General features: G+C 51.8%; 26 protein-coding genes. 14 read left to right on the top strand and 12 right to left on the bottom strand.

Going from position 1 to position 25,606, the window contains the following annotated elements; all coding sequences use genetic code 11:
- Positions 1–176 precede the first annotated feature (176 nt).
- From msrP to BZK42_RS03635, 6 genes are all read left to right on the top strand, one after another.
- Positions 177–1,181: a protein-methionine-sulfoxide reductase catalytic subunit MsrP gene (gene msrP / locus BZK42_RS03660; RefSeq protein ID WP_016156462.1), complete on the top strand. Its 1,005-nt coding sequence runs from the start codon at positions 177–179 to the stop codon at positions 1,179–1,181.
- The gene (gene msrQ, locus BZK42_RS03655) at positions 1,182–1,808 is read left to right on the top strand and encodes a protein-methionine-sulfoxide reductase heme-binding subunit MsrQ (protein ID WP_016156461.1); all 627 of its coding nucleotides are present in this window, start codon (positions 1,182–1,184) and stop codon (positions 1,806–1,808) included.
- A 46-nt stretch (positions 1,809–1,854) separates the two neighbouring features.
- On the top strand, positions 1,855–3,342 hold the full coding sequence (locus tag BZK42_RS03650) for a carboxypeptidase M32 (protein ID WP_016156460.1): 1,488 nt from the start codon (positions 1,855–1,857) through the stop codon (positions 3,340–3,342).
- Between the two features lie 137 nt (positions 3,343–3,479).
- Positions 3,480–3,875 (top strand): acid resistance repetitive basic protein Asr, encoded by a 396-nt coding sequence (gene asr / locus BZK42_RS03645; protein ID WP_003028934.1) that lies wholly within the window; start codon positions 3,480–3,482, stop codon positions 3,873–3,875.
- Between the two features lie 86 nt (positions 3,876–3,961).
- Positions 3,962–4,045: a small membrane protein YdgU gene (ydgU, locus tag BZK42_RS29825; protein ID WP_049259791.1), complete on the top strand. Its 84-nt coding sequence runs from the start codon at positions 3,962–3,964 to the stop codon at positions 4,043–4,045.
- A 100-nt stretch (positions 4,046–4,145) separates the two neighbouring features.
- On the top strand, positions 4,146–4,967 hold the full coding sequence (locus tag BZK42_RS03635; RefSeq protein WP_016156459.1) for a trypsin-like serine peptidase: 822 nt from the start codon (positions 4,146–4,148) through the stop codon (positions 4,965–4,967).
- A gap of 34 nt (positions 4,968–5,001) precedes the next feature.
- Here BZK42_RS03635 and mdtI read toward each other — a convergent pair whose 3' ends face one another.
- The 3 genes from mdtI to BZK42_RS29615 all read right to left on the bottom strand — a co-directional run bounded on the left by mdtI (position 5,002) and on the right by BZK42_RS29615 (position 5,961).
- Entirely contained in the window at positions 5,002–5,331 is a 330-nt protein-coding gene (gene mdtI, locus BZK42_RS03630; RefSeq protein ID WP_016153035.1) for a multidrug/spermidine efflux SMR transporter subunit MdtI, read from the bottom strand.
- Complete coding sequence (mdtJ, locus tag BZK42_RS03625) at positions 5,318–5,683, bottom strand: multidrug/spermidine efflux SMR transporter subunit MdtJ (protein ID WP_161623250.1); 366 nt, start codon at positions 5,681–5,683, stop codon at positions 5,318–5,320. The genes mdtI and mdtJ overlap by 14 nt, the downstream gene beginning before the upstream one ends.
- Before the next feature lie 107 nt (positions 5,684–5,790).
- Positions 5,791–5,961 (bottom strand): protein YdgV, encoded by a 171-nt coding sequence (locus BZK42_RS29615; RefSeq protein ID WP_085951052.1) that lies wholly within the window; start codon positions 5,959–5,961, stop codon positions 5,791–5,793.
- Positions 5,962–6,099: 138 nt separating this feature from the next.
- On the opposite strand from BZK42_RS29615, the gene BZK42_RS03620 reads away from it, so the two are divergent.
- Entirely contained in the window at positions 6,100–7,134 is a 1,035-nt protein-coding gene (locus BZK42_RS03620; RefSeq protein ID WP_019076755.1) for an AI-2E family transporter, read from the top strand.
- Positions 7,135–7,159: 25 nt separating this feature from the next.
- Here BZK42_RS03620 and BZK42_RS03615 read toward each other — a convergent pair whose 3' ends face one another.
- From BZK42_RS03615 to pntA, 3 genes are all read right to left on the bottom strand, one after another.
- Positions 7,160–8,356 carry a multidrug effflux MFS transporter gene (locus BZK42_RS03615; RefSeq protein ID WP_080858762.1) on the bottom strand — a complete coding sequence of 399 codons (1,197 nt, stop codon included), beginning with the start codon at positions 8,354–8,356 and terminating at the stop codon, positions 7,160–7,162.
- Positions 8,357–8,515: 159 nt separating this feature from the next.
- Positions 8,516–9,904, bottom strand: a complete 1,389-nt coding sequence (gene pntB / locus BZK42_RS03610) for a Re/Si-specific NAD(P)(+) transhydrogenase subunit beta (protein ID WP_016153031.1) — start codon at positions 9,902–9,904, stop codon at positions 8,516–8,518.
- A 10-nt stretch (positions 9,905–9,914) separates the two neighbouring features.
- Positions 9,915–11,444, bottom strand: coding sequence for a Re/Si-specific NAD(P)(+) transhydrogenase subunit alpha (pntA, locus tag BZK42_RS03605; protein ID WP_029139532.1), 1,530 nt, complete (start codon positions 11,442–11,444; stop codon positions 9,915–9,917).
- Positions 11,445–11,969: 525 nt separating this feature from the next.
- Between pntA and ydgH the strand changes: the two genes are divergently transcribed.
- The 3 genes from ydgH (at position 11,970) to folM (ending at position 15,300) form a co-directional block, all read left to right on the top strand.
- Positions 11,970–12,914: a DUF1471 family protein YdgH gene (gene ydgH / locus BZK42_RS03595; protein WP_016156455.1), complete on the top strand. Its 945-nt coding sequence runs from the start codon at positions 11,970–11,972 to the stop codon at positions 12,912–12,914.
- A 244-nt stretch (positions 12,915–13,158) separates the two neighbouring features.
- The gene (locus BZK42_RS03590; RefSeq protein WP_016153028.1) at positions 13,159–14,541 is read left to right on the top strand and encodes an amino acid permease; all 1,383 of its coding nucleotides are present in this window, start codon (positions 13,159–13,161) and stop codon (positions 14,539–14,541) included.
- Positions 14,542–14,577: 36 nt separating this feature from the next.
- The gene (gene folM / locus BZK42_RS03585; protein ID WP_080858761.1) at positions 14,578–15,300 is read left to right on the top strand and encodes a dihydromonapterin reductase; all 723 of its coding nucleotides are present in this window, start codon (positions 14,578–14,580) and stop codon (positions 15,298–15,300) included.
- Here the strand turns inward: folM and BZK42_RS03580 are convergent.
- Positions 15,297–15,632, bottom strand: a complete 336-nt coding sequence (locus BZK42_RS03580) for a GlpM family protein (protein ID WP_016153026.1) — start codon at positions 15,630–15,632, stop codon at positions 15,297–15,299. The two genes, folM and BZK42_RS03580, sit on opposite strands and share 4 nt — an antisense overlap.
- A gap of 117 nt (positions 15,633–15,749) precedes the next feature.
- Here BZK42_RS03580 and rstA point away from each other — a divergent pair, with 117 nt between their 5' ends.
- A complete protein-coding gene (gene rstA, locus BZK42_RS03575; RefSeq protein WP_016153025.1) occupies positions 15,750–16,493 on the top strand; it encodes a two-component system response regulator RstA in 744 nt (247 codons plus the stop codon).
- 148 nt (positions 16,494–16,641) lie between these two features.
- Here rstA and BZK42_RS03570 read toward each other — a convergent pair whose 3' ends face one another.
- Positions 16,642–17,670, bottom strand: a complete 1,029-nt coding sequence (locus BZK42_RS03570) for a HoxN/HupN/NixA family nickel/cobalt transporter (RefSeq protein WP_080858760.1) — start codon at positions 17,668–17,670, stop codon at positions 16,642–16,644.
- 120 nt (positions 17,671–17,790) lie between these two features.
- A complete protein-coding gene (locus tag BZK42_RS03565; RefSeq protein WP_046276332.1) occupies positions 17,791–18,630 on the bottom strand; it encodes an aminoglycoside phosphotransferase family protein in 840 nt (279 codons plus the stop codon).
- A 191-nt stretch (positions 18,631–18,821) separates the two neighbouring features.
- Here BZK42_RS03565 and BZK42_RS03560 point away from each other — a divergent pair, with 191 nt between their 5' ends.
- A complete protein-coding gene (locus BZK42_RS03560) occupies positions 18,822–19,613 on the top strand; it encodes an MBL fold metallo-hydrolase (RefSeq protein ID WP_046276333.1) in 792 nt (263 codons plus the stop codon).
- A 22-nt stretch (positions 19,614–19,635) separates the two neighbouring features.
- On the opposite strand, the gene BZK42_RS03555 is transcribed toward BZK42_RS03560, so the two are convergent.
- Entirely contained in the window at positions 19,636–19,980 is a 345-nt protein-coding gene (locus BZK42_RS03555; protein ID WP_049041453.1) for a DUF1294 domain-containing protein, read from the bottom strand.
- Between the two features lie 65 nt (positions 19,981–20,045).
- Here BZK42_RS03555 and rstB point away from each other — a divergent pair, with 65 nt between their 5' ends.
- The gene (rstB, locus tag BZK42_RS03550; protein WP_016153020.1) at positions 20,046–21,347 is read left to right on the top strand and encodes a two-component system sensor histidine kinase RstB; all 1,302 of its coding nucleotides are present in this window, start codon (positions 20,046–20,048) and stop codon (positions 21,345–21,347) included.
- 73 nt (positions 21,348–21,420) lie between these two features.
- A complete protein-coding gene (tus, locus tag BZK42_RS03545) occupies positions 21,421–22,353 on the top strand; it encodes a DNA replication terminus site-binding protein (RefSeq protein ID WP_080858759.1) in 933 nt (310 codons plus the stop codon).
- Here tus and fumC read toward each other — a convergent pair.
- Together fumC and fumB are read right to left on the bottom strand one after the other, a co-directional pair.
- The gene (fumC, locus tag BZK42_RS03540; RefSeq protein ID WP_053389100.1) at positions 22,350–23,753 is read right to left on the bottom strand and encodes a class II fumarate hydratase; all 1,404 of its coding nucleotides are present in this window, start codon (positions 23,751–23,753) and stop codon (positions 22,350–22,352) included. The genes tus and fumC overlap by 4 nt on opposite strands.
- A 142-nt stretch (positions 23,754–23,895) precedes the next feature.
- A complete protein-coding gene (gene fumB / locus BZK42_RS03535) occupies positions 23,896–25,542 on the bottom strand; it encodes a class I fumarate hydratase (protein ID WP_016153017.1) in 1,647 nt (548 codons plus the stop codon).
- Positions 25,543–25,606 lie beyond the last annotated feature (64 nt).

Genomic DNA, 25,606 nt, shown 5'->3' with positions numbered 1-25,606 from the left:
CTCTCGTCATGCTGAAAGCTTACCTCAGGCAAGGGGCGGAAGTTATCACAAAATTTTTAACTTTTCGTGAGGAATCAGGGATACGCATGCGTCCAGTATGTCGTTATAGATAGGTCAGGCATCAACAGGGAAACGTCGATTTGTTTTCCTTAACATGAAAATAAAAAGGAAAAGTTATGCAGAAAAAACATCCACTTCGGGAAGCTGATGTTACCGCCGAGTCCGTTTTTTTTATGCAACGACGACAGATCCTCAAAGCTCTTGGGATAGGCGCGGCGGCGGCTTCGCTCTCTTCCCCGACACAGGCCGGTCTGTTGAATTGGTTTAAAGGCAACGATCGCCCGTCTGCACCAGCGGGCAAACCGCTCGAGTTCACAAAACCAGAGATCTGGCAAAACAATCTGCCCTTGACGCCGGAAGACAAGGTAACGGGCTACAACAATTTCTACGAATTTGGTCTGGATAAAGCCGATCCTGCCGCGAATGCCGGTAGCCTGAAAACCGATCCCTGGACGTTAACCATCAGCGGTGAAGTGAACAAACCTTTAACGTTGGATCATGATGCGCTGACGACTCGTTTTCCATTAGAAGAGCGTATTTACCGGATGCGCTGCGTTGAGGCGTGGTCGATGGTTGTACCGTGGGTCGGCTTTCCTTTGCATAAATTATTGGCGCTGGTTGAGCCCACCAGCCACGCCAAATACGTCGCCTTTGAAACACGCTACGCGCCTGATGAAATGCCCGGCCAGAAAGATCGCTTCATTGGTGGCGGGTTGAAGTATCCCTATGTTGAAGGTTTACGTCTGGATGAGGCCATGCACCCGCTTACCCTTCTGACCGTGGGCGTGTATGGCAAAGCGTTGCCGCCGCAAAACGGAGCGCCAATACGCCTGACCGTACCCTGGAAGTACGGCTTCAAGGGCATTAAATCGATAGTCAGTATTAAGCTGACGCGTGAACAGCCGCCGACGACCTGGAATATGTCGGCACCTAACGAATACGGTTTTTACGCCAACGTAAATCCGCAAGTCGATCACCCCCGCTGGTCTCAGGCCACAGAGCGTTTTATCGGTTCGGGTGGCATTCTCGATGTGCAGCGACAGCCCACGTTGCCTTTTAATGGTTATGCCGATGAGGTGGCTTCTTTATATCAGGGCATGGATCTACGGGAGTATTTTTAAGTGAGGTTAACCGCAAAACAGATAACCGGCCTGAAAGTACTGCTGCATCTCGCCGGTTTATTACCCCTGCTATGGCTCTTCTGGGCCGCGCAGCGTGGTGAGTTGGGGGCCGACCCGGGTAAAGATATCCAGCACTTTACGGGCATCACCGCGCTGAAGTTTCTGCTTGCTACCCTGCTGGTGTCACCGCTTGCCCGCTACGCAAAGCAGCCGTTGTTGTATCGCACCCGTCGATTATTAGGGTTATGGTGTTTTGCATGGGCCACGCTGCATATGACCAGCTATGCGCTGCTGGAGTTGGGTATACAAAATCTGGGATTATTGGGACGTGAACTGGTTTCACGCCCATGGTTAACGTTGGGCATGACTGGTTGGATAATCTTATTCCTGCTGACGCTGACCTCCACGCAAGCCGCGCAACGTAAAATGGGCAAACGCTGGCAAACGTTGCACAACTACGTCTACCTGGCGGCCGTTTTGCTTCCGCTGCATTATCTGTGGTCGGTAAAAGTGTTATCACCGCTCCCCATTATTTATGCCCTCTATTTTCTCGTGCTACTGGCTTTTCGCTATAAAAAGCTGTTACGCAAAGTCGGGTACAAAGGTGTGTTTATGAAAAGTGAATGAATCACGGTAAACTTCTCACCACACCTAAACAGAACGAGAACAAAAAATGAGTAACAATGATAATTACCATCAGCTCACCCGCACGTTCCAGCGGCTCTCTCGCTTCTCCCACCTCTCGGCAATCGCCAGTTGGGACATGTTTACCATGATGCCATCTGGCGGCAGCAAAGCTCGCGGCGAAGCACTGGCCGAGCTGAGCGTGCTTGAGCACCAGTTGTTAACCGACCCGAAGGTGGCAACGTGGATCGCCGCAGCCCAACAGGAAGACCTTAACGATGTTGAGCAAGCCAACCTGCGCGAAATGTCGCGACTGCATCATCAGGCATCCTTACTACCTGAATCGTTGGTAGAAGCGAAATCACTCGCGGGTAGCCGCTGTGAGCATGCCTGGCGCAGCCAGCGACCAGCCAATGACTGGGAGGGATTTTCCGAAAACCTGAAAGAGGTCGTGAAGCACAGTCGTGAAGAAGCCCGGCTGCGTGCCGAAGCCACAGGCTGTTCGCCGTATGACGCGCTACTGGACATATTCGAACCAGGGATGACCAGTGCCCAATTGGATGTCTTGTTTGCAGACGTTAAGAGCTGGTTACCGGATCTGCTCAACAAGGTGGTGGCAAAGCAGTCTCAGCAGTCGCTCATCGCCCCGGTTGGGCCTTTCCCAACCGCAATCCAGCGAGAGTTGGGCCTTGAAACGATGGCGCAGTTGGGATTCGATTTTACTGCTGGTCGACTGGATATCAGTGCGCACCCCTTCTGTGGTGGCGTACCTGAAGATGTGCGTATCACCACCCGCTATGATGAAAACGAATTACTTAGCGCGCTGTTTGGCGTGATCCATGAAACCGGTCACGCCCGCTATGAGCAAAATCTGCCGCACAGTTGGTCAGGGCAACCTATCGCCCTGGCACGCTCAACCGCTATTCATGAGTCCCAGAGTCTGTTCTTTGAGATGCAACTGGGGCGCAGTAAAGCATTTCTGACGCGGTTAATTCCTGCTGTGACGCGCCACTTTGGCGATCAGGCTGCGTTTGAAGAAAGCAATTTCATCGCCTGGAACCAGCAGGTTAAACCCGGTTTTATCCGTGTTGATGCCGACGAGGTGAGCTATCCTGCTCACGTTATCCTGCGTTATGAAATCGAACGCGCACTCATTAATGGCGATATTGAAGTGGATGATATCCCGGCATTGTGGAATGAGAAAATGCAGTCCTGGCTGGGGCTGTCAACCATCGGCAACTATCGTAATGGTTGTATGCAGGATATTCACTGGACCGATGGCGGCTTTGGCTACTTCCCTTCCTATACTTTAGGCGCCATGTATGCGGCGCAGTTATTCAGTGCCGCTAAGCGTGCATTGCCTGATTTAGAGCAGTCTATTGCGCAAGGTGAGTTTGGTGCCCTGTTTGACTGGTTACGTCAGAATATTTGGCAGCATGGCAGCCGTTTCACCACTGAACAGCTTATTACCCAGGCCACCGGAGAGCCGCTCAGCAGCCGTTATTTCCGCGCTCATCTGGAAGCCCGCTATTTGTAATCTCATACCGTGAGTCATTGTACATATCGTTACACGTCGAAACCAATGACTCACGGAAGCCCTGTGATTACAGCGATATAGTTATTTCAACGGCCCCGCAGTGGGGTTGAATGAAAAACCAAATCGAGGGTATGAGAATGAAAAAAGTATTAGCTCTGGTTGTTGCCGCTGCTATGGGTCTGTCTTCTGCTGCATTTGCTGCTGAAACAACTGCTACCACCGCTCCGGCTGCTGCTGCAACCACCAAAGCAGCTCCGGCAAAAACCACTCATCATAAAAAACAGCACAAAGCAGCGCCGCAGAAAGCGCAGGCTGCCAAGAAACACGCTAAAAAATCCACCACAAAACCGGCTGTAGAACAGAAAGCGCCAGAGCAGAAAGCTCAGGCTGCTAAAAAACACACCAAAAAAGCAGCGACCAAACCCGCTGCAGAACAAAAAGCACCAGAGCAGAAAGCTCAGGCAGCTAAAAAACACACCAAAAAAGCCGTAAAACACGACACCGCTAAACCCGCTGCTCAGCCAGCTGCATAACACATTTGTAGTTACTATGGCGTCCCCCACGCCATAGCATACGGCGCTAAATCAACCTGATTTAGCGCCGCCTTTTGGAGGGTAAAATGGTGTCACATTATCGCTTTGAGTTCATTCTTATTACCCTGATAATTTGCGCCCTCATTGCCATGCATTTTTATCTTTCCTGAGTGTAGTTATCTGATTTTACTCCCACTTTCCCGCCGTCCCGTCTATAGTATTAACTGAGGGTTTGCTGTTAAAAATCATAATTCCCCACCAGAGTGTGATATGCATAAAACCATTGCTGTGTTACTGGGTTCAATTTGTTTACTTCCTGTCGTTGCGCATGCGGACCAGCCTGCAACGGCCAGCGCTGAAGCAGAAAACGTAAAAACGCTGTTTTTTGGTCATGACGATCGCATAAAAGTGACTGACCCAACGCAATCTCCTTGGGACGCTATCGGGCAACTGGAAACCGCCAGCGGTAACCTGTGTACTGCCACGCTCATTTCACCACGACTGGCACTGACTGCCGGACACTGCTTACTCACCCCCCCGAAAGGCAAGCCGGATAAAGCCGTGGCATTACGCTTCGTGTCGAAAAAGGGTGTCTGGCGCTACGAGATCCACGGCATTGAAGGACGGGTTGATCCCTCACTCGGAAAACGTTTAAAAGCCGATGGCGATGGCTGGATTGTGCCGCCTTCCGCGGCCCCGTGGGATTTTGGTCTGGTGGTGCTGCGTTACCCACCTTCTGGCATCACACCGCTGCCATTATTTGAAGGTGATAAAGCGGCATTAACCGCGGCGCTGAAAACCGCAGATCGTAAAGTTACGCAGTCGGGTTACCCGGAAGATCATCTCGATGACTTGTACACGCATCAGGATTGCGTGGTGACCGGTTGGGCACAGAATACCGTTTTGTCGCACCAGTGCGACACACTCCCGGGCGACAGCGGTTCGCCATTGATGTTGAAGACAGATACTGGCTGGCAGTTGATTGGCGTACAAAGCTCCGCTCCGGCGGCGAAAGATCGCTGGCGGGCCGATAATCGCGCCATATCCGTGACCGGTTTTCGCGATAAGCTGGATGAGTTGGCGAACGAATAACCTATGCTGCCCGTAGTAACGGGCAGCACTGAGATCAGGCAAGTTTAATCATCACCATTCCGGCAAGCAGCAGCGCCAAACCGATCCAGCCTTTATGATTCAGGCGCTGACCAAACAATACCCAACCTGCCGCTAACGTCGCAGCAATCCCAAAGCCGCCCCACAAGGCGTAGGCAACAGAAAGGTCGATACCTTTTACCGCCTGGGACAGCGCGCTAAAGGCCGCTAACACCGCTGCCAGCGACAGCACGCCATAAGTCTTGCGGCGAAACCCATCTGAAAATTTCAAAAAGACGTTAGCGACGATTTCGAGCACAATGGCTATGCCAAGCCATGCGCCATGAACCCACTCAAACTGCTGCATGGCTCACCTCTCTGCCCGCCTTTGTCGGTTTTCGTGTACCGGATTTAATCAGCACAATACCTAACACCAGCGAGACCAGTCCAGCCACCTTCATCGTGGACAAGGTTTCGTCAAATAACAGCACGCTGAACAGCGTAATAAATAAAATACCGATACCTTCCCATAAGGCATAGGCCACACCAAGGGCAATTTTTTTAACGGCAAAACTGAGAAAAATATACGATAAGGCAATCATTACCAGCATTAAAATAAAGCCCGAATTACCATGGCCGACGCTTGCCCATTTCATTGACAGCGTACCAGTAATTTCAGCCGCGATGGCCAGACCTAATAATATCCAGTAAAACATAATGCTTCTCCTGCTTGAGAATATAGTCCTTTGGGCCTACTGCATGCAGTAAACCAAAAAATAAAATTAGTTAGCTCAGCGCACAGCGCCAGCTCAGGCAGAAGAAGGGACTAAAGCGCGTTGCGCCAGTGTTGCTCACCCGCAAGCAAGAAAGTGGAGGAGGTACGAAGAAGTGAAGGTAAACGCAAAAACATCCTGAACATATTGTCCATAATATTACAATTATCCGCAGTGTTGCTTCTCATCATCGCGGATGATAATTGTCCTCGGTAGTTAAACACAGATGATTTGTACCATAGCTTCAATGCGAACTCAAAGTCTTTTCACTTCTTTACCTGCCCCATTTGATTTTTGTTATAACGGCTCGACGCAAATCACATTATTATTCAGATTCAAAAATGAAAAATGCAGGAATACACATGGCGAAACCGATCATCACGCTTAACGGCCTAAAAATAGTCATTATGCTGGGCATGCTGGTTATCATCCTGAGCGGCATCCGCGTTGCCGCAGATATCATCGTCCCATTTATTCTGGCGTTATTTATTGCCGTCGTGCTTAACCCCGTGGTGCAGCGGATGGTCAAACTTCGTATACCGCGCGTAATAGCGGTATCATTGCTCATTGTTATTATTGTGATGCTAATGGTGTTGCTATTAGCGTATTTAGGTACATCCTTAAACGAGCTTGCGCGAACGCTGCCGCAGTATCGCTCTTCACTGGTTATCCCACTCAAAAACCTTGAGCCGTGGTTACAGCGCGCAGGGATCGGCGTTTCCGTGGATGAACTCGTCAAATATATCGACCCGAACGCAGCAATGACGCTGGTGACCAATTTACTGGCGCAGTTGTCTAATGCCATGTCATCGATATTTTTACTGCTGTTGACGGTGGTTTTTATGCTGCTGGAAGTACCGCAGTTACCCAACAAACTCAAACAAATGATGAGTCGTCCCATTGAGGGAATGGCGGCGATTCAACGCGCCATAGACAGCGTTTCCCACTATCTGGTGCTCAAAACGGCGATCAGCATTGTGACCGGGTTGGTGGCCTGGGGCATGCTCGCCGCACTCGACGTGCGTTTCGCTTTTGTCTGGGGACTGCTGGCCTTTGCGCTCAACTATATTCCTAATATCGGTTCGGTGCTGGCCGCCATTCCCCCTATTGCTCAGGTGCTGGTATTTAGCGGCCTTTATGACGCCCTGGTGGTTTTCGCAGGTTATCTGGTCATTAACCTGGTGTTCGGGAATATCCTCGAACCGCGGATTATGGGACGTGGACTTGGGTTGTCTACGCTGGTGGTGTTTCTGTCGTTAATCTTCTGGGGCTGGTTACTGGGGCCTGTCGGGATGCTGCTTTCTGTACCGCTGACCATCATCGTGAAAATCGCGCTTGAGCAAACCAACGGCGGTCAAAGCATTGCCGTGTTGCTGAGCGATCTCAATAAAGAGTGAATTCGCCCCGCCATTGCGGGCATTTTTATCGTTTAGCCCGTAGCGCCAGAACGGCGCTACACAACGTAAATAACGCAATTATCCAGGCCATAGTCCATGGCGTTCCGTCGCTGAAGGCGGCCAGCAGCAATGACGAGATAATGCCGCTACCGTATTGTAACGCGCCAATCAGCGCGGAGGCTGAACCGGCGATGCTCGGTACTGCGTCCAGCGCAGCAGCGGTTGAAGTAGCAGCAATAATGCCATTCATTGAGAAAAACAGAAAAACGGTGATGATAATGGCTTCAACGCCACCTGACTCCAGCTTAACCAGCACCGCAAGCGCCACTGCAGCCAGCGCCGCCAGCATCGTCGCATACTTTAGCAGTTGCTCCAGAGAATGCCGTTGCACCAGACGACGGTTTACTACGCTCATGACCATGACTCCGACAATATTGAGCGCAAACAGCCAGCCGTATTGCTGTGGTTCAACATGGTAATAGCTAATATAAACAAACGGCGAACCGGTAATAAACGCATACGCGGCAACGTAATAACACGTCAGGCTCAGGGTGTAGCGCATAAAACGTCCATTGGCGAATAACGAACGATAATTACGAAATGCGCCAGCTAAAGAAGCTTTCACCCGTTTCTCTTCCGGCAATGTTTCCGGCAGCCAGTTTAAGGAGATAAACATCAGCGCCCCTATCACCGCCAGCAGCCAAAAAACAGAGTGCCAGGTGCTCAGGCGAATAATTTGTCCGCCAATCAACGGTCCTGCTATTGGCGCAATCGCCATGACCAGCACCAGAGTTGAAAGCATGTGCGCCGCGCGAGTACGTGCAAAGAGATCGCGGATCATCGCCCGCGCCAGCATAGGTCCGGTACAGGCTCCAAGCGCCTGAAAAACTCGCCAGAAAACAATTTGCGTAATACTCGTGGACATCGCACATCCTGCGGAGCCGATGATAAAAAGCACCATGCCAATAAACAGCGGTTTACGCCGTCCCAGATGATCGCTTATCGGCCCCCAAATCAATTGCGCAATGGCGAAACCTACCAAAAAACCGGTGATCGTCAGTTCTACATTGCCATGCAAATCCTCTGCCATTGTCGGCATTGCCGGAAGATAAATGTCGGTGGAAAGCGAGGCAAAGGCCATCAGGCCACTGAGGATCAGAATAAAAGTAAGACCAGTCTGGCTTGCTATAGCCGCCGACGAGGCATGTTTACGTGTACTCATAGCGCCCTGTTATGTTCTAAAAAGTCAGGAAGCAGTATATACACGGCGTTTTACGGTGATTAGACGGTTAAAACCGTATGGGTTTATGAGCGGTAATCATGAATAGCGGAGTATTAAAAAGACGGCCTCCGCAGAGGCCGTCTTGGTTTGCGCTGACGATTACAGCGCTTTCAGGATCGCATCCACGCTGGCTTTGGCATCGCCAAACAGCATATGGGTGTTTTCTTTAAAGAACAGCGGGTTCTGCACGCCAGCATAGCCGGTGTTCATAGAGCGTTTGAACACGATAACGTTCTGCGCTTTCCATACTTCCAGCACCGGCATACCGGCGATTGGGCTACGCGGATCGTCCTGCGCCGCCGGGTTTACCGTATCGTTGGCGCCAATCACCAGCACGGTATCGGTATCGGCGAAATCATCATTGATTTCATCCATTTCCAGCACGATGTCATAGGGTACTTTGGCTTCCGCCAGCAGTACGTTCATATGACCTGGTAAGCGCCCTGCTACCGGGTGAATACCGAAACGTACCTTGATGCCGCGCGCGCGCAGTTTCTCGGTGATTTCAGCAACCGGATATTGCGCCTGTGCCACGGCCATGCCATAGCCCGGGGTGATTATCACGGAGTGCGAATTCTTCAGCATTTCTGCCGTGTCTTCCGCATTAATCTCACGATGCTCACCGACTTCTTCATCAGACCCCGTAGAAGAACCGTCAGAACCAAAGCCACCGGCAATCACGCTGATAAACGAACGGTTCATCGCCTTACACATGATGTAAGACAGGATCGCACCGGAAGAACCGACCAGCGCACCGGTGACGATCAGCAGATCGTTGCTGAGCATAAAGCCCGCCGCCGCCGCCGCCCATCCTGAATAGGAGTTAAGCATTGAAACGACGACCGGCATATCCGCACCGCCGATGGACGCCACCAGATGCCAGCCAAAGGCTAACGCAATAATGGTCATCACCAGCAGCGCCAGAACCTGCAGACCCACGCTTTCGGTACGAACAAACACCACCAGCAGCAGGAAAGAAACAACCAGCGCCGCCAGGTTCATTTTGTGACGATTCGGCAGCATCAGCGGTTTAGAGGAGATCTTACCGCGCAGTTTGCCAAACGCCACCACGGAACCGGTAAAGGTCACCGCACCGATGAAGATACCAAGGAACACTTCCGTCAGGTGAATGTTCACCAGAATCGGTTCCAGGCCCGTGTCGTGATACAGGTAGCTGTTGAAACCCACCAGTACCGCCGCCAGACCGACGAAGCTGTGCAGAATCGCCACCAGCTCCGGCATCTCGGTCATCTCGACTTTCTTCGCCAGACGAATACCAATCGCGCCGCCGATGATCATCGCCACCAGGATCCACGCAACGTTGCCGGTCTCAGGGCCAAAAATCGTGGCAATCAGCGCAATCGCCATCCCGGCGATACCGTAGTTGTTACCCTGTTGAGAGGTTTCGTGTTTCGAAAGCCCCGCCAGGCTGAAAATAAACAGGATCGCGGCAACAATGTATGCAGCTGTAACTAATCCTCCAGACATATGTTACCCCTTAGTTTTTCCGGAACATTTTCAGCATGCGCTGAGTCACGGTGAAGCCACCGAAAATATTAATGCTGGCAATAAGCACCGCGATAAAGCTCAGGAAACTCACCCAGCCACCCTGGCCAATTTGCAATAACGCCCCGACAACGATGATCCCGGAGATAGCGTTCGTCACGGACATCAGTGGAGTGTGTAGCGCGTGCGACACATTCCAGACCACGTAGTAACCCACTACACAGGAAAGCGCGAACACCGTAAAGTGACCCAGGAACTCTTTCGGCGCGACATCAGCAAGCCAGCCAAACAGTATGACGACCAGTGCCATCAACGCATATTTGCGCCACGGTGAGGCCGGTTTTTTCTCTTCTTTCGGCGCGGGCGCGGCTTTTGGCGCAGCCTGCGGCTGAGCAGAAACCTGGATAGGCGGCGCAGGCCAGGTGATTTCACCCTCGCGAACTACCGTAACGCCACGTACGACTACGTCGTCAAAATCGACGGTGATATTGCCGTCTTTCTCTTTGCACAACAGCTTGAGCAGGTTAACGAGGTTCGTGCCATAAAGCTGGGAAGACTGCGTCGGCAGTCGACCTGGCAGATCGGTATAACCGATAACCTTCACCCCGTTCTCGGTGGTGGTCACCTGGTTGGGCACGGTATATTCGCAGTTACCGCCGTTTTGCGCGGCGAGATCGACAATCACGCTGCCCGCCTTCATCGAATCGACCATTTCGCGGGTGATCAGTTTCGGTGCCGGTTTGCCCGGAATCAACGCGGTGGTAACGATAATATCAACGTCTTTCGCCTGTGCGGCGAAGAGCGCCATTTCGGCTTTGATGAACGCTTCGGACATCACCTTGGCGTAACCGTCGCCGCTGCCGGCCTCTTCTTTAAAGTCCAGTTCGAGGAACTCAGCGCCCATACTCTGAACTTGCTCTTTCACTTCCGGACGGGTGTCAAAAGCACGAACGATAGCGCCCAGGCTGTTTGCCGCACCGATAGCAGCCAGACCTGCCACACCCGCACCAATCACCATGACCTTGGCAGGTGGAACCTTGCCCGCGGCGGTGATCTGGCCGGTGAAGAAGCGGCCAAATTCATGAGCGGCTTCAACAATGGCCCGATACCCGGCGATATTCGCCATCGAGCTTAAGGCATCAAGCGACTGCGCGCGCGAAATACGCGGCACGGAGTCCATCGCCATAACCGTCACGTTGCGCTCTGCCAGCTTTTGCAATAACTCAGGGTTTTGCGCGGGCCAAAGAAAACTCACCAGCGTCGTGCCCGGGTTGAGCAACGGGATTTCCGCCTCTTCCGGCGCGTTGACCTTCAGGATGATCTCTGACTGCCAGACGGCATTTCCGTCAACAATTTCTGCGCCTGCTTGTACAAACGCCTTATCGTCAAAACTTGCCAGTTGACCTGCACCGCTTTCAACCGCGACGCTGAAACCCAACTTAAGCAGCTGCTCAACCGTCTTCGGCGTAGCTGCGACGCGGGTTTCATTGGTTAACCGTTCTCTTGGTATGCCAATTCGCATAATGTTCCCTTCCATCTGTATTTGTGATGATGGTTTATCAATGTTCGCACGAGGCATGCGCGCACTCTCGAAAGAGGTCAGTGTTACCCCAATAAAATAAAACAGTAACAAACTCTGTATAACCTACTGAAAATGACGCCTGTGATCTAGCGCCAAAAAACAGTATTTATTATGAAATTCGCGAAATAGAGATGAATCGAATCGCTGGCAGATAAAATACCCTAAAAATAGCCCACAAAGGCCGATAATTCGCTCAAGCGAAGCGGCAAAACATGATTACGTGCCTGCAAAAAACAATTGATTAACATTAAATTAACTTATGAAATTCAACTGCTTTATCAGTTTTGGTCGCCAAACGCCGAAATTTTCGACATATCACAAAATGTTATCTGTGTTGTTACGTCACATGGCACGATGAGTGAAAATTGACGCAGACACTGACACAATTTAAATGCAATAATCAGCGACGTTTCTAGTCAATAACAATACCAGTACCTGGTTTGCGCAAGGCGAAGGATTATTTTTATGAAGCTTAAGAACACTCTCCTGGCGTCCGCACTTATTTCTGCGACTGCTTTTTCTGTAAATGCAGCGACAGAATTGACGCCGGAGCAAGCGGCTGCCCTGAAACCCTATGACCGCATTGTGGTTACCGGTCGTTTTAATGCTATCGGTGACGCGGTGACCGCCGTATCACGCCGTGCAGATAAAGACGGTGCAGCCTCCTTTTATGTTGTTGATACCTCAGATTTTGGCAGCGGCGGTAACTGGCGCGTTGTAGCCGACATCTATAAAGCCGATGCTGAAAAAGCGGAAGCGTCCAAAAACCGTGTCATTAACGGCGTGATGGAATTACCGAAAGATCAGGCCGTTCTGATAGAACCATTCGATACCGTTACGGTGCAGGGCTTCTACCGCAGCCAGCCTGAAGTGAACGATGCCATCACCAAAGCAGCGAAAGAGAAAGGCGCTTACTCCTTCTACATCGTGCGCCAGGTCGATGCCAACCAGGGCGGCAACCAGCGTATTACCGCATTCATCTATAAAGCTGATGCGAAAAAACGCGTAGTACAAAGCCCTGATGCGATCCCAGCAGATTCAGATGCCGGACGTGCCGCATTAGCCGCCGGTGGCGAAGCCGCGAAGAAAGTTGAGATCCCAGGCGTTGCGACTACCGCGTCTCCGAGCGCTGAAGTCGGTCGTTTCTTCGAAACGCAATCCACCAAAGGTGGGCGTTACACTGTCACGCTACCGGATGGAACCAAAGTTGAAGAACTGAACAAAGCAACCGCCGCTATGATGGTGCCGTTCGACAGCATCAAGTTCACCGGTAACTATGGCAACATGACTGAAATCTCTTACCAGGTTGCCAAACGCGCAGCGAAGAAAGGCGCTAAGTATTATCACATCACCCGCCAGTGGTCTGAACGTGGTAATAACATGACCATCAGCGCTGACCTGTATAAGTAATACTCAGTACCTTATCAGGTCTACAGCCTTGTAGACCTGATAATTTCCCGCCATCCTCCCCTCGGGCGAAACAAAAACAGCAGTATTAAGACTACTTTTCACACTATTAGTCACAAATCTCTCTATCCCCATTGCATGCGTTCTCTTCTCTCCGTAAAATCCCGCGCCTTAGTGGCTTTCACCATTTTTATGCGGTTTGCCAAAATAATTATTCTCTCACTCTCGTTTTTGTCACTGGATACAAATGGAAAAGAAATTGGGTCTGAGCGCACTCACCGCGCTGGTTTTAAGCTCAATGCTCGGCGCTGGTGTTTTCAGCCTGCCACAAAATATGGCGGCGGTAGCAAGCCCGGCTGCATTACTGATTGGTTGGGCGATTACCGGTGCGGGTATCCTTTTGCTCGCCTTTGCCATGCTGATTCTGACGCGTATCCGTCCTGAACTGGATGGCGGCATATTTACCTATGCACGTGAAGGTTTTGGTGAGCTGATTGGCTTTTGCTCCGCGTGGGGATATTGGCTGTGTGCTGTTATCGCTAACGTTTCGTATCTGGTGATTGTTTTCTCTGCGCTCAGCTTCTTTACCGACACGCCGGAGTTACGTCTGTTTGGCGATGGTAATACCTGGCAGTCGATTGTTGGCGCATCGGTGCTGTTGTGGGTGGTCCATTTTCTGGTGCTGCGTGGTGTGCAAACGGCAGCCAGTATTAACCTGGTGGCGACGCTGGCGAAATTACTGCCGCTTGGTCTGTTTATCGTGCTGGCGTTTATGCTGTTTAAGCTCGACACCTTTACCCTCGATTTTACCGGCGTAGCGTTGGGCGTTCCCGTCTGGGAGCAGGTAAAAAACACCATGCTCATCACCCTGTGGGTTTTCATCGGTGTGGAAGGCGCGGTGGTGGTTTCAGCTCGTGCCAGAAACAAACGCGACGTCGGACGCGCTACGCTGCTGGCGGTACTCGCCGCGCTGGGCGTTTACCTGCTTGTCACCCTGCTGTCTCTGGGCGTTGTCGCACGTCCCGAACTGGCGGAGATCCGCAACCCGTCAATGGCCGGTCTGATGGTGAAAATGATGGGGCCATGGGGGGAAATTATTATTGCCGCAGGTCTGATTGTCTCCGTGTGCGGTGCTTATTTAAGCTGGACGATTATGGCGGCGGAAGTGCCGTTCCTCGCCTCCACGCACAAAGCGTTTCCACGTATTTTTGCGCGGCAGAACGCGCAAGGCGCGCCATCGGCGTCGCTGTGGCTGACCAACATCTGCGTACAGATTTGCCTGGTGCTGATCTGGCTCACAGGTTCCGACTACAATACGTTATTAACCATCGCCTCAGAAATGATTCTGGTGCCCTATTTACTGGTCGGCGCATTTCTGCTGAAAATTGCCACTCGTCCAATTCATAAGGCTGTCGGTATCGGAGCGAGTATTTATGGCATATGGTTATTGTATGCGTCAGGTCCGATGCACCTGCTGCTGTCTGTGGTGCTGTATGCGCCAGGGCTGCTGGTCTTCCTTTATGCCCGTAAAACACACGCGCATGAAAACGTATTAAAACGCCAGGAAATGGCGCTGATCGGCCTGCTGCTTGTTGCTGCTGTTCCGGCGACCTGGATGTTGATGGGGTAACATTGTCCCCATCGTTCGCGACACATGGAGATTACGATGGGTAAAAAACCCCCTTTGCCAATTCTTATCACCGGAGGAGGTCGACGTATCGGCCTCGCCGTCGCATGGCACTTTATTAATCAAAAACAGCCAGTTATCGTTAGCTACCGCACGCATTATCCGGCTATTGATGGCCTGCGAGATGCGGGGGCGCTGTGTATCCAGGCTGATTTTTCCACCGATGAAGGCGTACTGGCCTTTGCGGATGAGGTCAAAGCACAGACGGATGGCCTGCGCGGTATTGTGCATAATGCCAGTGCCTGGCTTGCAGAAAAGCCCGGTGCGCCGTTAACCGAAGTGCTGTCAGCCATGATACAGATTCACGTCAATACCCCCTACCTGCTCAACCACGCGCTGGAAGGATTGCTGCGCGGGCATGGACACGCGGCCAGCGATATTATCCATTTTACGGATTATGTTGTAGAGCGTGGCAGCGATAAGCACATTGCTTATGCTGCCAGCAAAGCGGCGCTGGACAACATGACCCGCTCGTTCGCGCGCAAACTGGCACCGGAAGTGAAAGTGAACGCGATTGCCCCCTCGCTAATCCTGTTTAACGAGGGTGACGATGCAGAGTATCGTCAGCAGGCATTGAACAAATCACTGATGAAAACAGCGCCGGGTGAAAAAGAGGTCATTGATTTAATTGACTATCTGTTGACCAGCTGTTTTGTCACCGGGCGTAGTTTTGCCCTTGATGGCGGACGTCATCTGCGTTAGTGCAGTTTAATCCAACAAAAAATAAGCAACCATGCGCTCAGGCCCCAGCACACCACTGAACCGCCGAGCGCAACGGGTAAGCGCATAAATCCGGTGAAATACCACAGCGAAACGAGGTAGACAAAATAGGGAATAATCGACCACATGCTGAAGACAATGGTTGTACGCAACGCTTCGATCCCACGTTCACTGGCCACGATATAGTGGGCAATCAACGCAAAGGTCGGGAACAACGGAATTAATCCGGCAATATAGTAGTTCTTTGTTTTCGCCAGCACACCAATCAACACCACCACCAGCGCACCGAGCGCCGCTTTTATAACGAGTCCCATCACTCTGCCTTAACACATCAATAACATCAGCCCCTAGCATAACGGAAGCGTTCTTGTTTAGAAAAGATTAATGGAAGGAAAAACCGGGGCGGTGTATGTTGGCGTTTTATATTCAAAATGAATGATATGAACACCATCGTATTTGTTGAAGATGATCCCGAAGTTGGCTCGCTGATTGCAGCCTATCTGGCCCGGCATGATATTGAGGTTATCGTTGAGCCTCGAGGTGATTTGGCCGAGGAGAAAATCCTGCAAGTTCAACCCGATTTGGTGTTATTAGATATCATGCTGCCGGGCAAAGATGGGATGACTATCTGCCGCGATTTGCGCGGACGCTGGCAGGGTCCAATTGTCCTGCTCACCTCGCTGGACAGCGATATGAACCATATTCTGGCGCTGGAAATGGGTGCCTGTGACTATATTCTGAAGACAACGCCGCCAGCTGTACTGCTTGCTCGCCTGCGTCTGCATCTGCGCCAGAATGAACACTCAGTCCAGTCTAAAGGCATTCAGGCGGCAACCATCACGCCGCACACAACGCTGCGCTTTGGCACACTCACTATCGACCCAACCAATCGTTCCGTGCTGCTCGGCGGCGAGCAAGTCTCACTCTCCACCGCAGATTTTGAATTACTGTGGGAGCTGGCAACCCATGCCGGGCAAATTATGGACCGCGATGCGCTGCTGAAGAACCTGCGCGGCGTAAGTTATGACGGCATGGATCGCAGCGTTGATGTCGCGATTTCCCGGTTACGCAAAAAACTGCTCGATAACGCGACTGAACCCTATCGAATCAAAACGGTGCGCAACAAAGGTTATCTGTTCGCACCGCACGCCTGGGACGATGAACCTCAAATGTAATCCCTCCGGGCCGACCATTATACGTTACACCGTCACTTTTAATATCATCCAGATTTGGGTGATGAAGATGGTGAGTATCATCACCGCGAATTAGTCAGCCCTCAAGTAAGATCCAAGCCTTCCCTTGCACGGAAGGCTTTCTTTTGTGTCAACTAAACGTCAGCCCGTCGTATTTTTTCCAACGGTAATTTATTGCAGAAATAATCCAGCAGCCGATAAAGACGCCAATAATCGCAAACCCGACATTCCCCATATGGTCACTCAACTCGCTGACGGTATCCCACAAACCTCCCTGGAGCGAAAATGCGTCAGAGAGAAGCCCCAGCGCCTCCAGCCCGCCAATAAAAAGCGCAACAATTACCGAGGTCCCGGTGATGGTCATATTGTAATAGAGCTTACGCTGCGGCTTATTGAATGCCCATCCGTAGGCCTCAACCATCAGGATACTGTCGAGGCAGTCAATCAGCGCCATGCCGCAGGTAAACAGCGCCGGGAACACGAGAATTGACCACACCGACATGCCACTGGACGCGCTTGAAGCTGAAATTCCGAGCAGAGAAATTTCAGTAGCGGTATCAAAACCCAGGCCAAACAAAAAGCCGACAAAATACATATGCCAGTCTTTGCCTACCAGCCGAAACGCCGAGCGGAAAAGCCAGTTCAGCGGGCCTGAAACTGTCATTTCCTCTGTGGTGCCATCGTAAGTACCGGTGCGTTTTAGATGACGAAAAGCCTTCCAGACATGACAGAAAATAACGAGATTAATGGTAGCCAGAATCAGCAGAAATACGGCAGAGACCGTGGTACCAATCAGACCGCCGACATTCTGAAACCATGCCATGTGTTGCTTAAACACGCTGGTGGTCAACGCAATGCCAATGCTTGCCAGTACCACAATGGTGGAATGCCCCAGGGAAAACCAGGCTCCCGTCGTCAGGGCGCGTTTTTTCTGCTGCATAAGTTTGCGCGTAGCGCTATCTATCGCGGCGATATGATCGGCATCAACAGCATGGCGCAAACCATAGCACCATGCGATCAGACTAAGCGCCAGTAACGACGTGTTGTTGCTAAACACGGTGAAAGCCCACAGCCACGCCACGATGTTTGCCCCGATGAGTAAGACCAGCAACAAAATAATGTTCGGGCGTTTTTTTAATAAAAAAAACAATGCGTTCATTGCTCACAGCCTGTCAAATTTTCGCTAAACAACACACCACACCGCCGTTCACTGATTGATTAATAAAACATTTACCAGGCTAATGATAACTCTAAAGAATTACCAGCCCAGTGTCGTAGATCAAAATTGATTATCCCCAAAAGCGAGTTCCGCGCTCGCTAACTCTGCGATGCGCAGGGGTATCGTGGCGCAGTCTCCTTCTTGCAGAAACCAGGCAGACGACAACCCACACCAGGCAATAATCCACATCAGCAAACGCTGCCGTTCAATCCTCGCGATTTCAGACACAATATTTACCCGTTGTGTGAATTTTTCTGGCTCAATGACGACAGGTTTGGTGGGGTCGGCAAGATCGGGATTAGTAAAAATATTGGCGTAATCAAAGCCACGCTCGCCCACCAGCCCTTTAGGATCGATAGCCAGCCATCCTTTCGTTCCGAAATCAAGAATATTGCCGTGGTGTAAGTCACCGTGCAATACGACTTCATTCTGGGGAGAGGAGAGCAATACGTTTGCCACCTCTGCACAATGCGTCAGGATGCCGCCATGCTTTTTTGCGGCAGGAGCCAGATCGCGAAACCAATAAAGTAGCGGTGTTAACGCAGGCGTTGACGCATTCCGGGGGAGATGGAGTCGACTGGCTGCATGGCAAATAATGCGACAGGCCTGCGCATCATTGCCGGACCAGGACATGTCCGCTAAAGACCCCGCCCCTGTTGCACGTTCTAACAGAATCGCCCCTGCTGCATGAGCAAGCACTTTCGCAGCACCATTCCCGTTCCACCAGACCATTAGTTCGCAGCCGTTTCGTTCACTGTCATCGTCGGTGAGTTTGAGTATGGCTTTCTGACCATCTTTGGTCACCACGGGCAAAAGCTGTGATGTGTGCGTCTCAAGCGGTTGGCCATCAGGAGTAAGTCCCCAACGGCTGAGCCAGGAGTTGAACAGACTATTTTCCAAACATTATCCTCATTTTTTCGCCGGAAATGACCCTCGACAGGGACGGTGTAGACATTATTCCTGCTTTCTGCTGGTTGGGCCACAACGACCCACGCCCACCATTCCTGGCTTATCGTGTAGAGCACTAAAGGGCACACCCTTGCGTATCGGTGTGCCATGCTGACTGTGTTTTTTCAATAGAGGAAGACACGATGATCACGTTATGCAAAGCCTGTGGAACATCCTATGAGGTGGCAGACGCCCTTCCTGAACATTGCGATATCTGCCAGGACGAACGTCAGTATGTCCCCGCGACCGGGCAGGAATGGGTCGATTTTGCCGCACTTTGTGCTTCGCACACAAATAAGTGGCGGCAACATGACAGCGACCTCCTCAGCATCCGCACCGTTCCTGGTTTTGCAATTGATCAACGGGCGTTTATTCTGCGTACTCCGGAAGGCAATATTTTATGGGACTGCATTGCCACGCTCGACGACGCCACAAAAATGCTAATAACGTCCCTGGGCGGGCTTAAGGCCATCGCGATTTCGCATCCTCATTACTACACCACCATGCAAGACTGGGCTGACGAATTTAACGCTCCCATTTATCTCCATGCCAATGACCGCAAGTGGGTAATGCGCGACAGCTCGTGGATAAAATTTTGGGATGGCGACACCCTGGAACTGACACGCGACGTCAGTGTGATACGCCTTGGCGGACACTTTGCTGGCGGCTGCGTTCTGCACTGGGCGCGAGATGAAGGCGTGGTGCTTTCCGGCGATATCGTTCAGGTCACCCCTGGGGCGCATGCCGTCTCCTTTATGTGGAGCTACCCCAATATGTTGCCACTGCCAGCCGCAACGGTCAGCGACATTACCCACCGCCTGAGTACGGTGAAATTTAAGCAACTCTATGGCGCGTTTGAAGGGAAAGACATAACGAAAAATGCCGATGACATCGTGCAGCGCTCAGGTGAAAAGTACGTTTCCTGTCTCAAGTAAGCAGGCTGCCTGTCACTGACGTTCACCAGGATGAAATGGGATAGAAATGATAGGCCGCTCCGATGACAGACACATTAACTATCACACTGATAATAAAGTAGGTTTTGAATGGCTGTTTTTGTGTTTTATGGCGAAAGAGTTGTTGAGCGGCTATCGCGCCACCCCACCCGCCAACAACGCCAAACAGCAGCAAAGTGGACTCCGGCACTCGGCGCCAGGCCCTGCGCGCTGCCATTTTATCCGCACCGTACATTGCCAACGTCAGTATGTTGGCGAGCAAAAACCATATAACAAAGGGATGCGAGGTGAAAATGCAGCCTAACGCTGCGAAAATGAGTAGTAAATAACAACAGCGATTGAAATTCATATTTTTATATCACAGCAATTTTGAGAGTATCGGTGAGCATTATATTATGTATTCGGTGATTTTTTATGAAGAAGCTGTTTGTACAGTTTTATCTCCTGCTGTTTGTCTGCTTTCTGGTGATGACCCTGCTGGTCGGCCTGGTCTATAAATTCACCGCAGAGCGCGCAGGCAGACAATCGCTCGACGATTTAATGAAAAGCTCGTTATACCTGATGCGCAGCGAGCTTCGCGAGATCCCGCCACGTGACTGGGGTAAAACGCTGAAGGAGATGGATTTGAACCTCTCCTTTGACCTGCGCGTTGAACCGTTAAATAAGTACACGCTGGACGTTCAAACAATGCAACGTTTGCGCGAAGGCGATATCGTGGCGCTTGACGATCAATACACATTTATTCAACGGATCCCACGCAGCCATTACGTGCTGGCCGTCGGCCCACTTCCCTATCTCTATTTTCTTCATCAAATGCGCTTGCTGGACATCGCGTTGATGGCATTTATTGCCATCTCGCTGGCCTTTCCGGTACTTATCTGGATGCGTCCGCACTGGCAGGAAATGCTGCGACTGGAAGCTGCTGCACAGCGTTTTGGGGAAGGACATCTGGGCGAACGCCTCCATTTTGACAGCGGTTCCAGCTTTGAGCGATTGGGTATCGCGTTTAACCAGATGGCAGACAATATCAATGCGCTAATCGCCAGTAAGAAACAACTTATCGATGGCATTGCCCATGAGCTTCGTACCCCACTGGTACGCTTACGTTACCGGCTGGAAATGAGTGATAACCTCACCGCGCAGGAATCCCAGGCGCTAAATCGCGATATTGGCCAACTGGAAGGGTTAATCGAAGAATTACTGACCTATGCCCGGCTGGACCGCCCGCAAAATGAACTGAAGCTCAGCGTACCAGACCTGGCCGTTTGGCTGACAACCCATCTGGAGGATGTGCAAAGCGTAAACCCTGAGCGTGCGGTGCGCTTACGCCATCTTAATATTGGCGACTACGGCGCGCTGGATATGCGCCTGATGGAGCGCGTACTGGATAATCTACTGAATAACGCCCTGCGCTATTGCCAGTCTACGGTGCAAGCGAGCCTGTTATTGAATGGTAATCAGGCGACGCTGGTTGTGGAAGATGACGGTCCCGGTATTGCTCCAGACGCCCGCGAACAGGTTTTTGAACCGTTTGTACGCCTTGACCCCAGCCGTGACCGGGCGACTGGTGGTTGCGGGCTTGGGCTAGCCATTGTTCACTCGATCGCATTGGCTATGGGCGGTACGGTCGTTTGTGATGAAAGTGAACTCGGCGGCGCCCGCTTTTGTTTCAGTTGGCCCGTCTGGCATAACATTCCTGAAATTTCAGCTGCCTGACCCATTCGGCTCGGTGGTCAAATGGTGGAGGTTGTGCTATAAAAAAGTATGTTGTAACTAAAATGGTAAATCTATGGCCCGTTACGATCTCGTCGACCGCCTGAACGGCACCTTCCGCCAGATGGAGCAAGAGCTGGCGCTTCTGAACGACAATCTGTTGCAGCAGACGCTGCTGATTGCGCGCGTCTTCTCGTTACCGGAAGTGGCCAAAGAGGCAGAGCATGCCCCACTGCAGAACATTGATGTTAAGCAACATTTAGGTAAAGAGGCTGAAACGCTGGCGCTACGCCACTATCGTCATCTGTTTATCCAGCAACAGTCCGAGAATCGTAGCAGCAAAGCGGCCGTCCGCCTGCCAGGCGTACTGTGTTATCAGGTAGATAACGCAGCTCAGCGCGCTCTGGAAGAGCAAATACAGCGTATTAACCAGCTAAAAACCACCTTCGAGCGCATTGTCACGGTGGAATCAGGGCTGGCACCGGCAGCGCGTTTCGAATGGGTGCATCGCCACCTGCCGGGACTGATTACGCTGAATGCCTATCGTACGCTCACCCTTGTCAGAGAGCCTGCCACCCTGCGATTTGGCTGGGCCAACAAACACATTATTAAAAATCTGAAACGCGATGAAGTACTACAGCAACTGGAAAAAAGCCTGACGTCGCCGCGCAGCGTACATCCCTGGACGCGGGAAGAGTGGCAGGCGAAGCTTGAACGGGAATATCAGGATGTCGCCGCCCTGGGCCAGCAGGCGCGCCTGAAGATTAAACGGCCGGTAAAAGTGCAGCCCATCGCCCGCGTCTGGTACAAAGGAGAACAAAAGCAGGTGCAATATGCCTGCCCGACGCCCTTGATCGCGTTGCTCAACAATGAAAACGGCATGACCGTACCAGATATCGGCGAGTTACTGAATTATGATGCCGACAATGTTCAGCATCGTTATAAACCTCAGGCGCAGCCGTTGAGATTGATTATTCCCCGGCTGCACCTGTACTACGTTGCGGATTAACTGCCTGGCCGCATACTGCCAACCATCAGTTCCGGGCGTACCCAGCTGTCAAACTCCGCTTCGGTTAGATACCCCAGCGCCAGGGCGGAGGCTTTTAACGTCAGCCCCTCTTTGTGCGCCTTTTTGGCAATTTCAGCGGCTTTATCATAACCGATATGGGTATTGAGCGCGGTCACCAGCATTAGCGACTCGTTGAGCAGTTGATCGATTCGTTCACGATTGGGCTCGATCCCTGTCGCGCAGTGCTCGTTAAAGCTTTCCATACCGTCAGCCAGCAGACGCACCGACTGCAAGAAATTGTGGATGACCATTGGTCGGTAAACGTTGAGCTCAAAATTACCTGACGCTCCGCCCATGTTGATGGCGACATCGTTGCCCATTACCTGACAGCAAAGCATGGTGAGCGCTTCACACTGGGTAGGATTGACCTTACCCGGCATAATGGAGCTGCCCGGTTCATTTTCTGGAATCGAAATTTCGCCAATCCCGCAACGCGGACCGGATGCCAGCCAGCGCACATCGTTGGCGATTTTCATCAGCGATGCCGCCAACCCTTTTAGCGCGCCGTGGGCGTGAACCAGTGCATCGCAGGTAGCTAGCGCTTCAAATTTATTCGGTGCGGTAACGAACGGCGCACAGGTAATGTCCCGCAATTCATCCGCGACCCGACGGGCATATTCCGGATGCGTGTTCAGTCCGGTCCCTACCGCGGTTCCTCCCAGCGCCAGTTCCGCCACGTGGGGTAAGCTGTTTTCAATGTGTCTGAGGTTATGTTCAAGCATTGCCACCCAGCCGGAAATCTCCTGGCCAAGCGTAAGCGGGGTTGCATCTTGCAGATGTGTACGACCGATTTTGACGATATCCGCGAAAGCGTGTGATTTATCACTGAGCGTTTTGGTTAACACATTTAACTGCAGGATCAGTGAGTTACGCAGCGCCAGCAGCGCGGCAACGTGCATTGCGGTCGGGAACACATCATTCGAGCTTTGGCTTTTATTAACATCATCGTTGGGGTGAACTTTCCGTTCCATCCCCCGCACGCCGCCCAGCAACTCGCTGGCCCGGTTTGCCAGCACCTCGTTCATGTTCATATTGCTTTGCGTACCTGACCCGGTTTGCCAGATGGCCAGCGGAAACTCATCGCGGTGTTTATCCGCCAACACCTCATCTGCGGCCTGCATAATAGCCCTGGCTTTATCCTCCGCCAGCAGCCCGAGATCCTGGTTAACCTTTGCTGCGGCGCGTTTCGTCAGCGCCAGCGCATGGATCAGCGAGACCGGCATTTTCTCCGTAGAGATACGAAAATGCTCCAGCGAACGTTGGGTTTGCGCGCCCCAAAGCTTATCGGCTGGAACATCAATAGCCCCCATTGAATCATTCTCGCGGCGTACCGTTACCATTACCTGCTCCTTACATTAACAATTGATTAGGTTATGTTTCGACATTGCCCATTTGCATTGGTCTTATGAGTATTAACGAGGATTAATCTGTCGTTTGGTGGTTCGTGCGGTAAAAAAAAACCGCCCCGAAGGGCGGCTGACGTTACTTAACGCAGCGTGCGCACTGCGACGTCTGAATCTGTTTGAAGAAATCGTTGCCTTTGTCATCCACCAGGATAAACGCCGGGAAATCTTCCACTTCAATTTTCCAGATGGCTTCCATCCCCAGTTCAGGGTATTCCACACACTCCAGACTCTTGATACTGCCCTGGGCCAGCACCGCTGCCGGGCCGCCGATGCTGCCTAAGTAGAAGCCGCCATGCTTATGACAGGCATCGGTCACCTGCTGGCTGCGGTTGCCTTTCGCCAGCATGATCATGCTGCCACCTGCGGACTGAAGCTGGTCAACATACGAATCCATACGCCCTGCCGTGGTTGGTCCAAGCGAACCAGAGGCATAGCCTTCCGGCGTTTTTGCCGGGCCAGCGTAATAGATCGGATGATCTTTAACATACTGCGGCAAACTTTCGCCGTTATCCAGCCGTTCTTTCAGTTTCGCATGCGCAATATCACGGCCAACAATAATGGTACCGTTAAGCGACAGACGTGTAGAAACCGGGTACTGCGACAGCTGAGCCAGGATCTCTTTCATCGGACGATTGAGGTCAACGCGTACCGCTTCGCCTTCTCCCGCCTGGCGCAACTCTTCTGGTATATATTTGCCTGGATTATGCTCCAGTTTTTCGATCCAGATACCTTCACGGTTGATCTTAGCTTTGATATTTCGATCGGCTGAGCAAGAAACGCCCATACCAACCGGACACGACGCACCGTGACGCGGCAGGCGGATCACGCGGATATCATGAGCGAAATACTTCCCGCCGAACTGCGCGCCCAGCCCCAAATTCTGTGCCTCAATCAGCAGCTCTTTTTCCAGCTCCACATCGCGGAATGCCTGACCATGTTCGTTACCTTCGGTCGGCAGCTCATCGTAATATTTAGCCGACGCCAGTTTCACCGTTTTCAGCGTGGCTTCCGCTGAGGTTCCACCGATCACAAACGCAATGTGATACGGCGGGCAAGCCGCTGTTCCCAGCGTTCGCATCTTCTCAACCAGGTAATTTTTTAATTTGCCCGGCGTGAGCAGCGCTTTGGTCTCCTGGTACAGATAGGTTTTGTTCGCCGAACCACCGCCTTTGGCAATACACAGGAATTTGTATTCATCGCCATCGACGGTATACAAATCTATCTGTGCCGGCAGGTTGGTACCGGTGTTCACCTCTTTATACATATCCAGCGCGGCGTTTTGTGAATAGCGCAGGTTATCTTCGATGTAGGTGTTATACACACCGCGCGCCAGCGCAGCTTCATCACCGCCGCCGGTCCAGACGCGCTGACCTTTTTTACCCACGATAATCGCAGTGCCGGTGTCCTGACAGGTCGGCAAAATACCTTTTGCCGCAATATCAGAATTCCGCAGGAATTGCAGGGCCACATATTTGTCGTTTTCGCTGGCCTCCGGGTCACGCAGAATGTCGGCCACCTGCTGCTGATGCGCAGGACGCAGCATAAACGAGGCATCATGGAAGGCCTGACGAGCCAGCAGCGTTAAGGCTTGCGGCGCGACTTTAACAATCTCCTGCCCTTCAAATTCGGCAACGGAGACATGGTCGCTGGTCAGCAGATAGTATTCGGTATCATCCTTTTTGAGGGGGAAAGGATGCTGATAATGAAAGGGTTTGTTTGACATTGTGCTCTCACTTACTGCTCGGTATGGTTATTCTCTGGGCAGATGTTCCATTGCCCTGCTTCCC

The sequence above is a fragment of the Citrobacter braakii genome, assembly GCF_002075345.1.
Lineage (GTDB): Bacteria > Pseudomonadota > Gammaproteobacteria > Enterobacterales > Enterobacteriaceae > Citrobacter > Citrobacter braakii.
Note: the sequence above shows the minus strand (reverse complement) of the source record. Positions and strands in the feature narration are given on the sequence as shown.

Bases quoted from the DNA above. Each gene is read 5' to 3' on its own strand.
- BZK42_RS03570 (WP_080858760.1), bottom strand. From the start codon at position 17,670: ATGAACGCATTGTTTTTTTTATTAAAAAAACGCCCGAACATTATTTTG.
- tus (WP_080858759.1), top strand. From the start codon at position 21,421: ATGGCCCGTTACGATCTCGTCGACCGCCTGAACGGCACCTTCCGCCAG.
- BZK42_RS03555 (WP_049041453.1), bottom strand. From the start codon at position 19,980: ATGAATTTCAATCGCTGTTGTTATTTACTACTCATTTTCGCAGCGTTA.
- fumB (WP_016153017.1), bottom strand. From the start codon at position 25,542: ATGTCAAACAAACCCTTTCATTATCAGCATCCTTTCCCCCTCAAAAAG.
- BZK42_RS03635 (WP_016156459.1), top strand. From the start codon at position 4,146: ATGCATAAAACCATTGCTGTGTTACTGGGTTCAATTTGTTTACTTCCT.
- folM (WP_080858761.1), top strand. From the start codon at position 14,578: ATGGGTAAAAAACCCCCTTTGCCAATTCTTATCACCGGAGGAGGTCGA.
- BZK42_RS03650 (WP_016156460.1), top strand. From the start codon at position 1,855: ATGAGTAACAATGATAATTACCATCAGCTCACCCGCACGTTCCAGCGG.
- rstA (WP_016153025.1), top strand. From the start codon at position 15,750: ATGAATGATATGAACACCATCGTATTTGTTGAAGATGATCCCGAAGTT.
- pntB (WP_016153031.1), bottom strand. From the start codon at position 9,904: ATGTCTGGAGGATTAGTTACAGCTGCATACATTGTTGCCGCGATCCTG.
- BZK42_RS03560 (WP_046276333.1), top strand. From the start codon at position 18,822: ATGATCACGTTATGCAAAGCCTGTGGAACATCCTATGAGGTGGCAGAC.
- pntA (WP_029139532.1), bottom strand. From the start codon at position 11,444: ATGCGAATTGGCATACCAAGAGAACGGTTAACCAATGAAACCCGCGTC.
- BZK42_RS03620 (WP_019076755.1), top strand. From the start codon at position 6,100: ATGGCGAAACCGATCATCACGCTTAACGGCCTAAAAATAGTCATTATG.
- rstB (WP_016153020.1), top strand. From the start codon at position 20,046: ATGAAGAAGCTGTTTGTACAGTTTTATCTCCTGCTGTTTGTCTGCTTT.
- ydgH (WP_016156455.1), top strand. From the start codon at position 11,970: ATGAAGCTTAAGAACACTCTCCTGGCGTCCGCACTTATTTCTGCGACT.
- asr (WP_003028934.1), top strand. From the start codon at position 3,480: ATGAAAAAAGTATTAGCTCTGGTTGTTGCCGCTGCTATGGGTCTGTCT.
- BZK42_RS03580 (WP_016153026.1), bottom strand. From the start codon at position 15,632: ATGGGACTCGTTATAAAAGCGGCGCTCGGTGCGCTGGTGGTGGTGTTG.
- fumC (WP_053389100.1), bottom strand. From the start codon at position 23,753: ATGGTAACGGTACGCCGCGAGAATGATTCAATGGGGGCTATTGATGTT.
- BZK42_RS03615 (WP_080858762.1), bottom strand. From the start codon at position 8,356: ATGAGTACACGTAAACATGCCTCGTCGGCGGCTATAGCAAGCCAGACT.
- BZK42_RS03590 (WP_016153028.1), top strand. From the start codon at position 13,159: ATGGAAAAGAAATTGGGTCTGAGCGCACTCACCGCGCTGGTTTTAAGC.
- mdtI (WP_016153035.1), bottom strand. From the start codon at position 5,331: ATGCAGCAGTTTGAGTGGGTTCATGGCGCATGGCTTGGCATAGCCATT.
- ydgU (WP_049259791.1), top strand. From the start codon at position 3,962: ATGGTGTCACATTATCGCTTTGAGTTCATTCTTATTACCCTGATAATT.
- msrP (WP_016156462.1), top strand. From the start codon at position 177: ATGCAGAAAAAACATCCACTTCGGGAAGCTGATGTTACCGCCGAGTCC.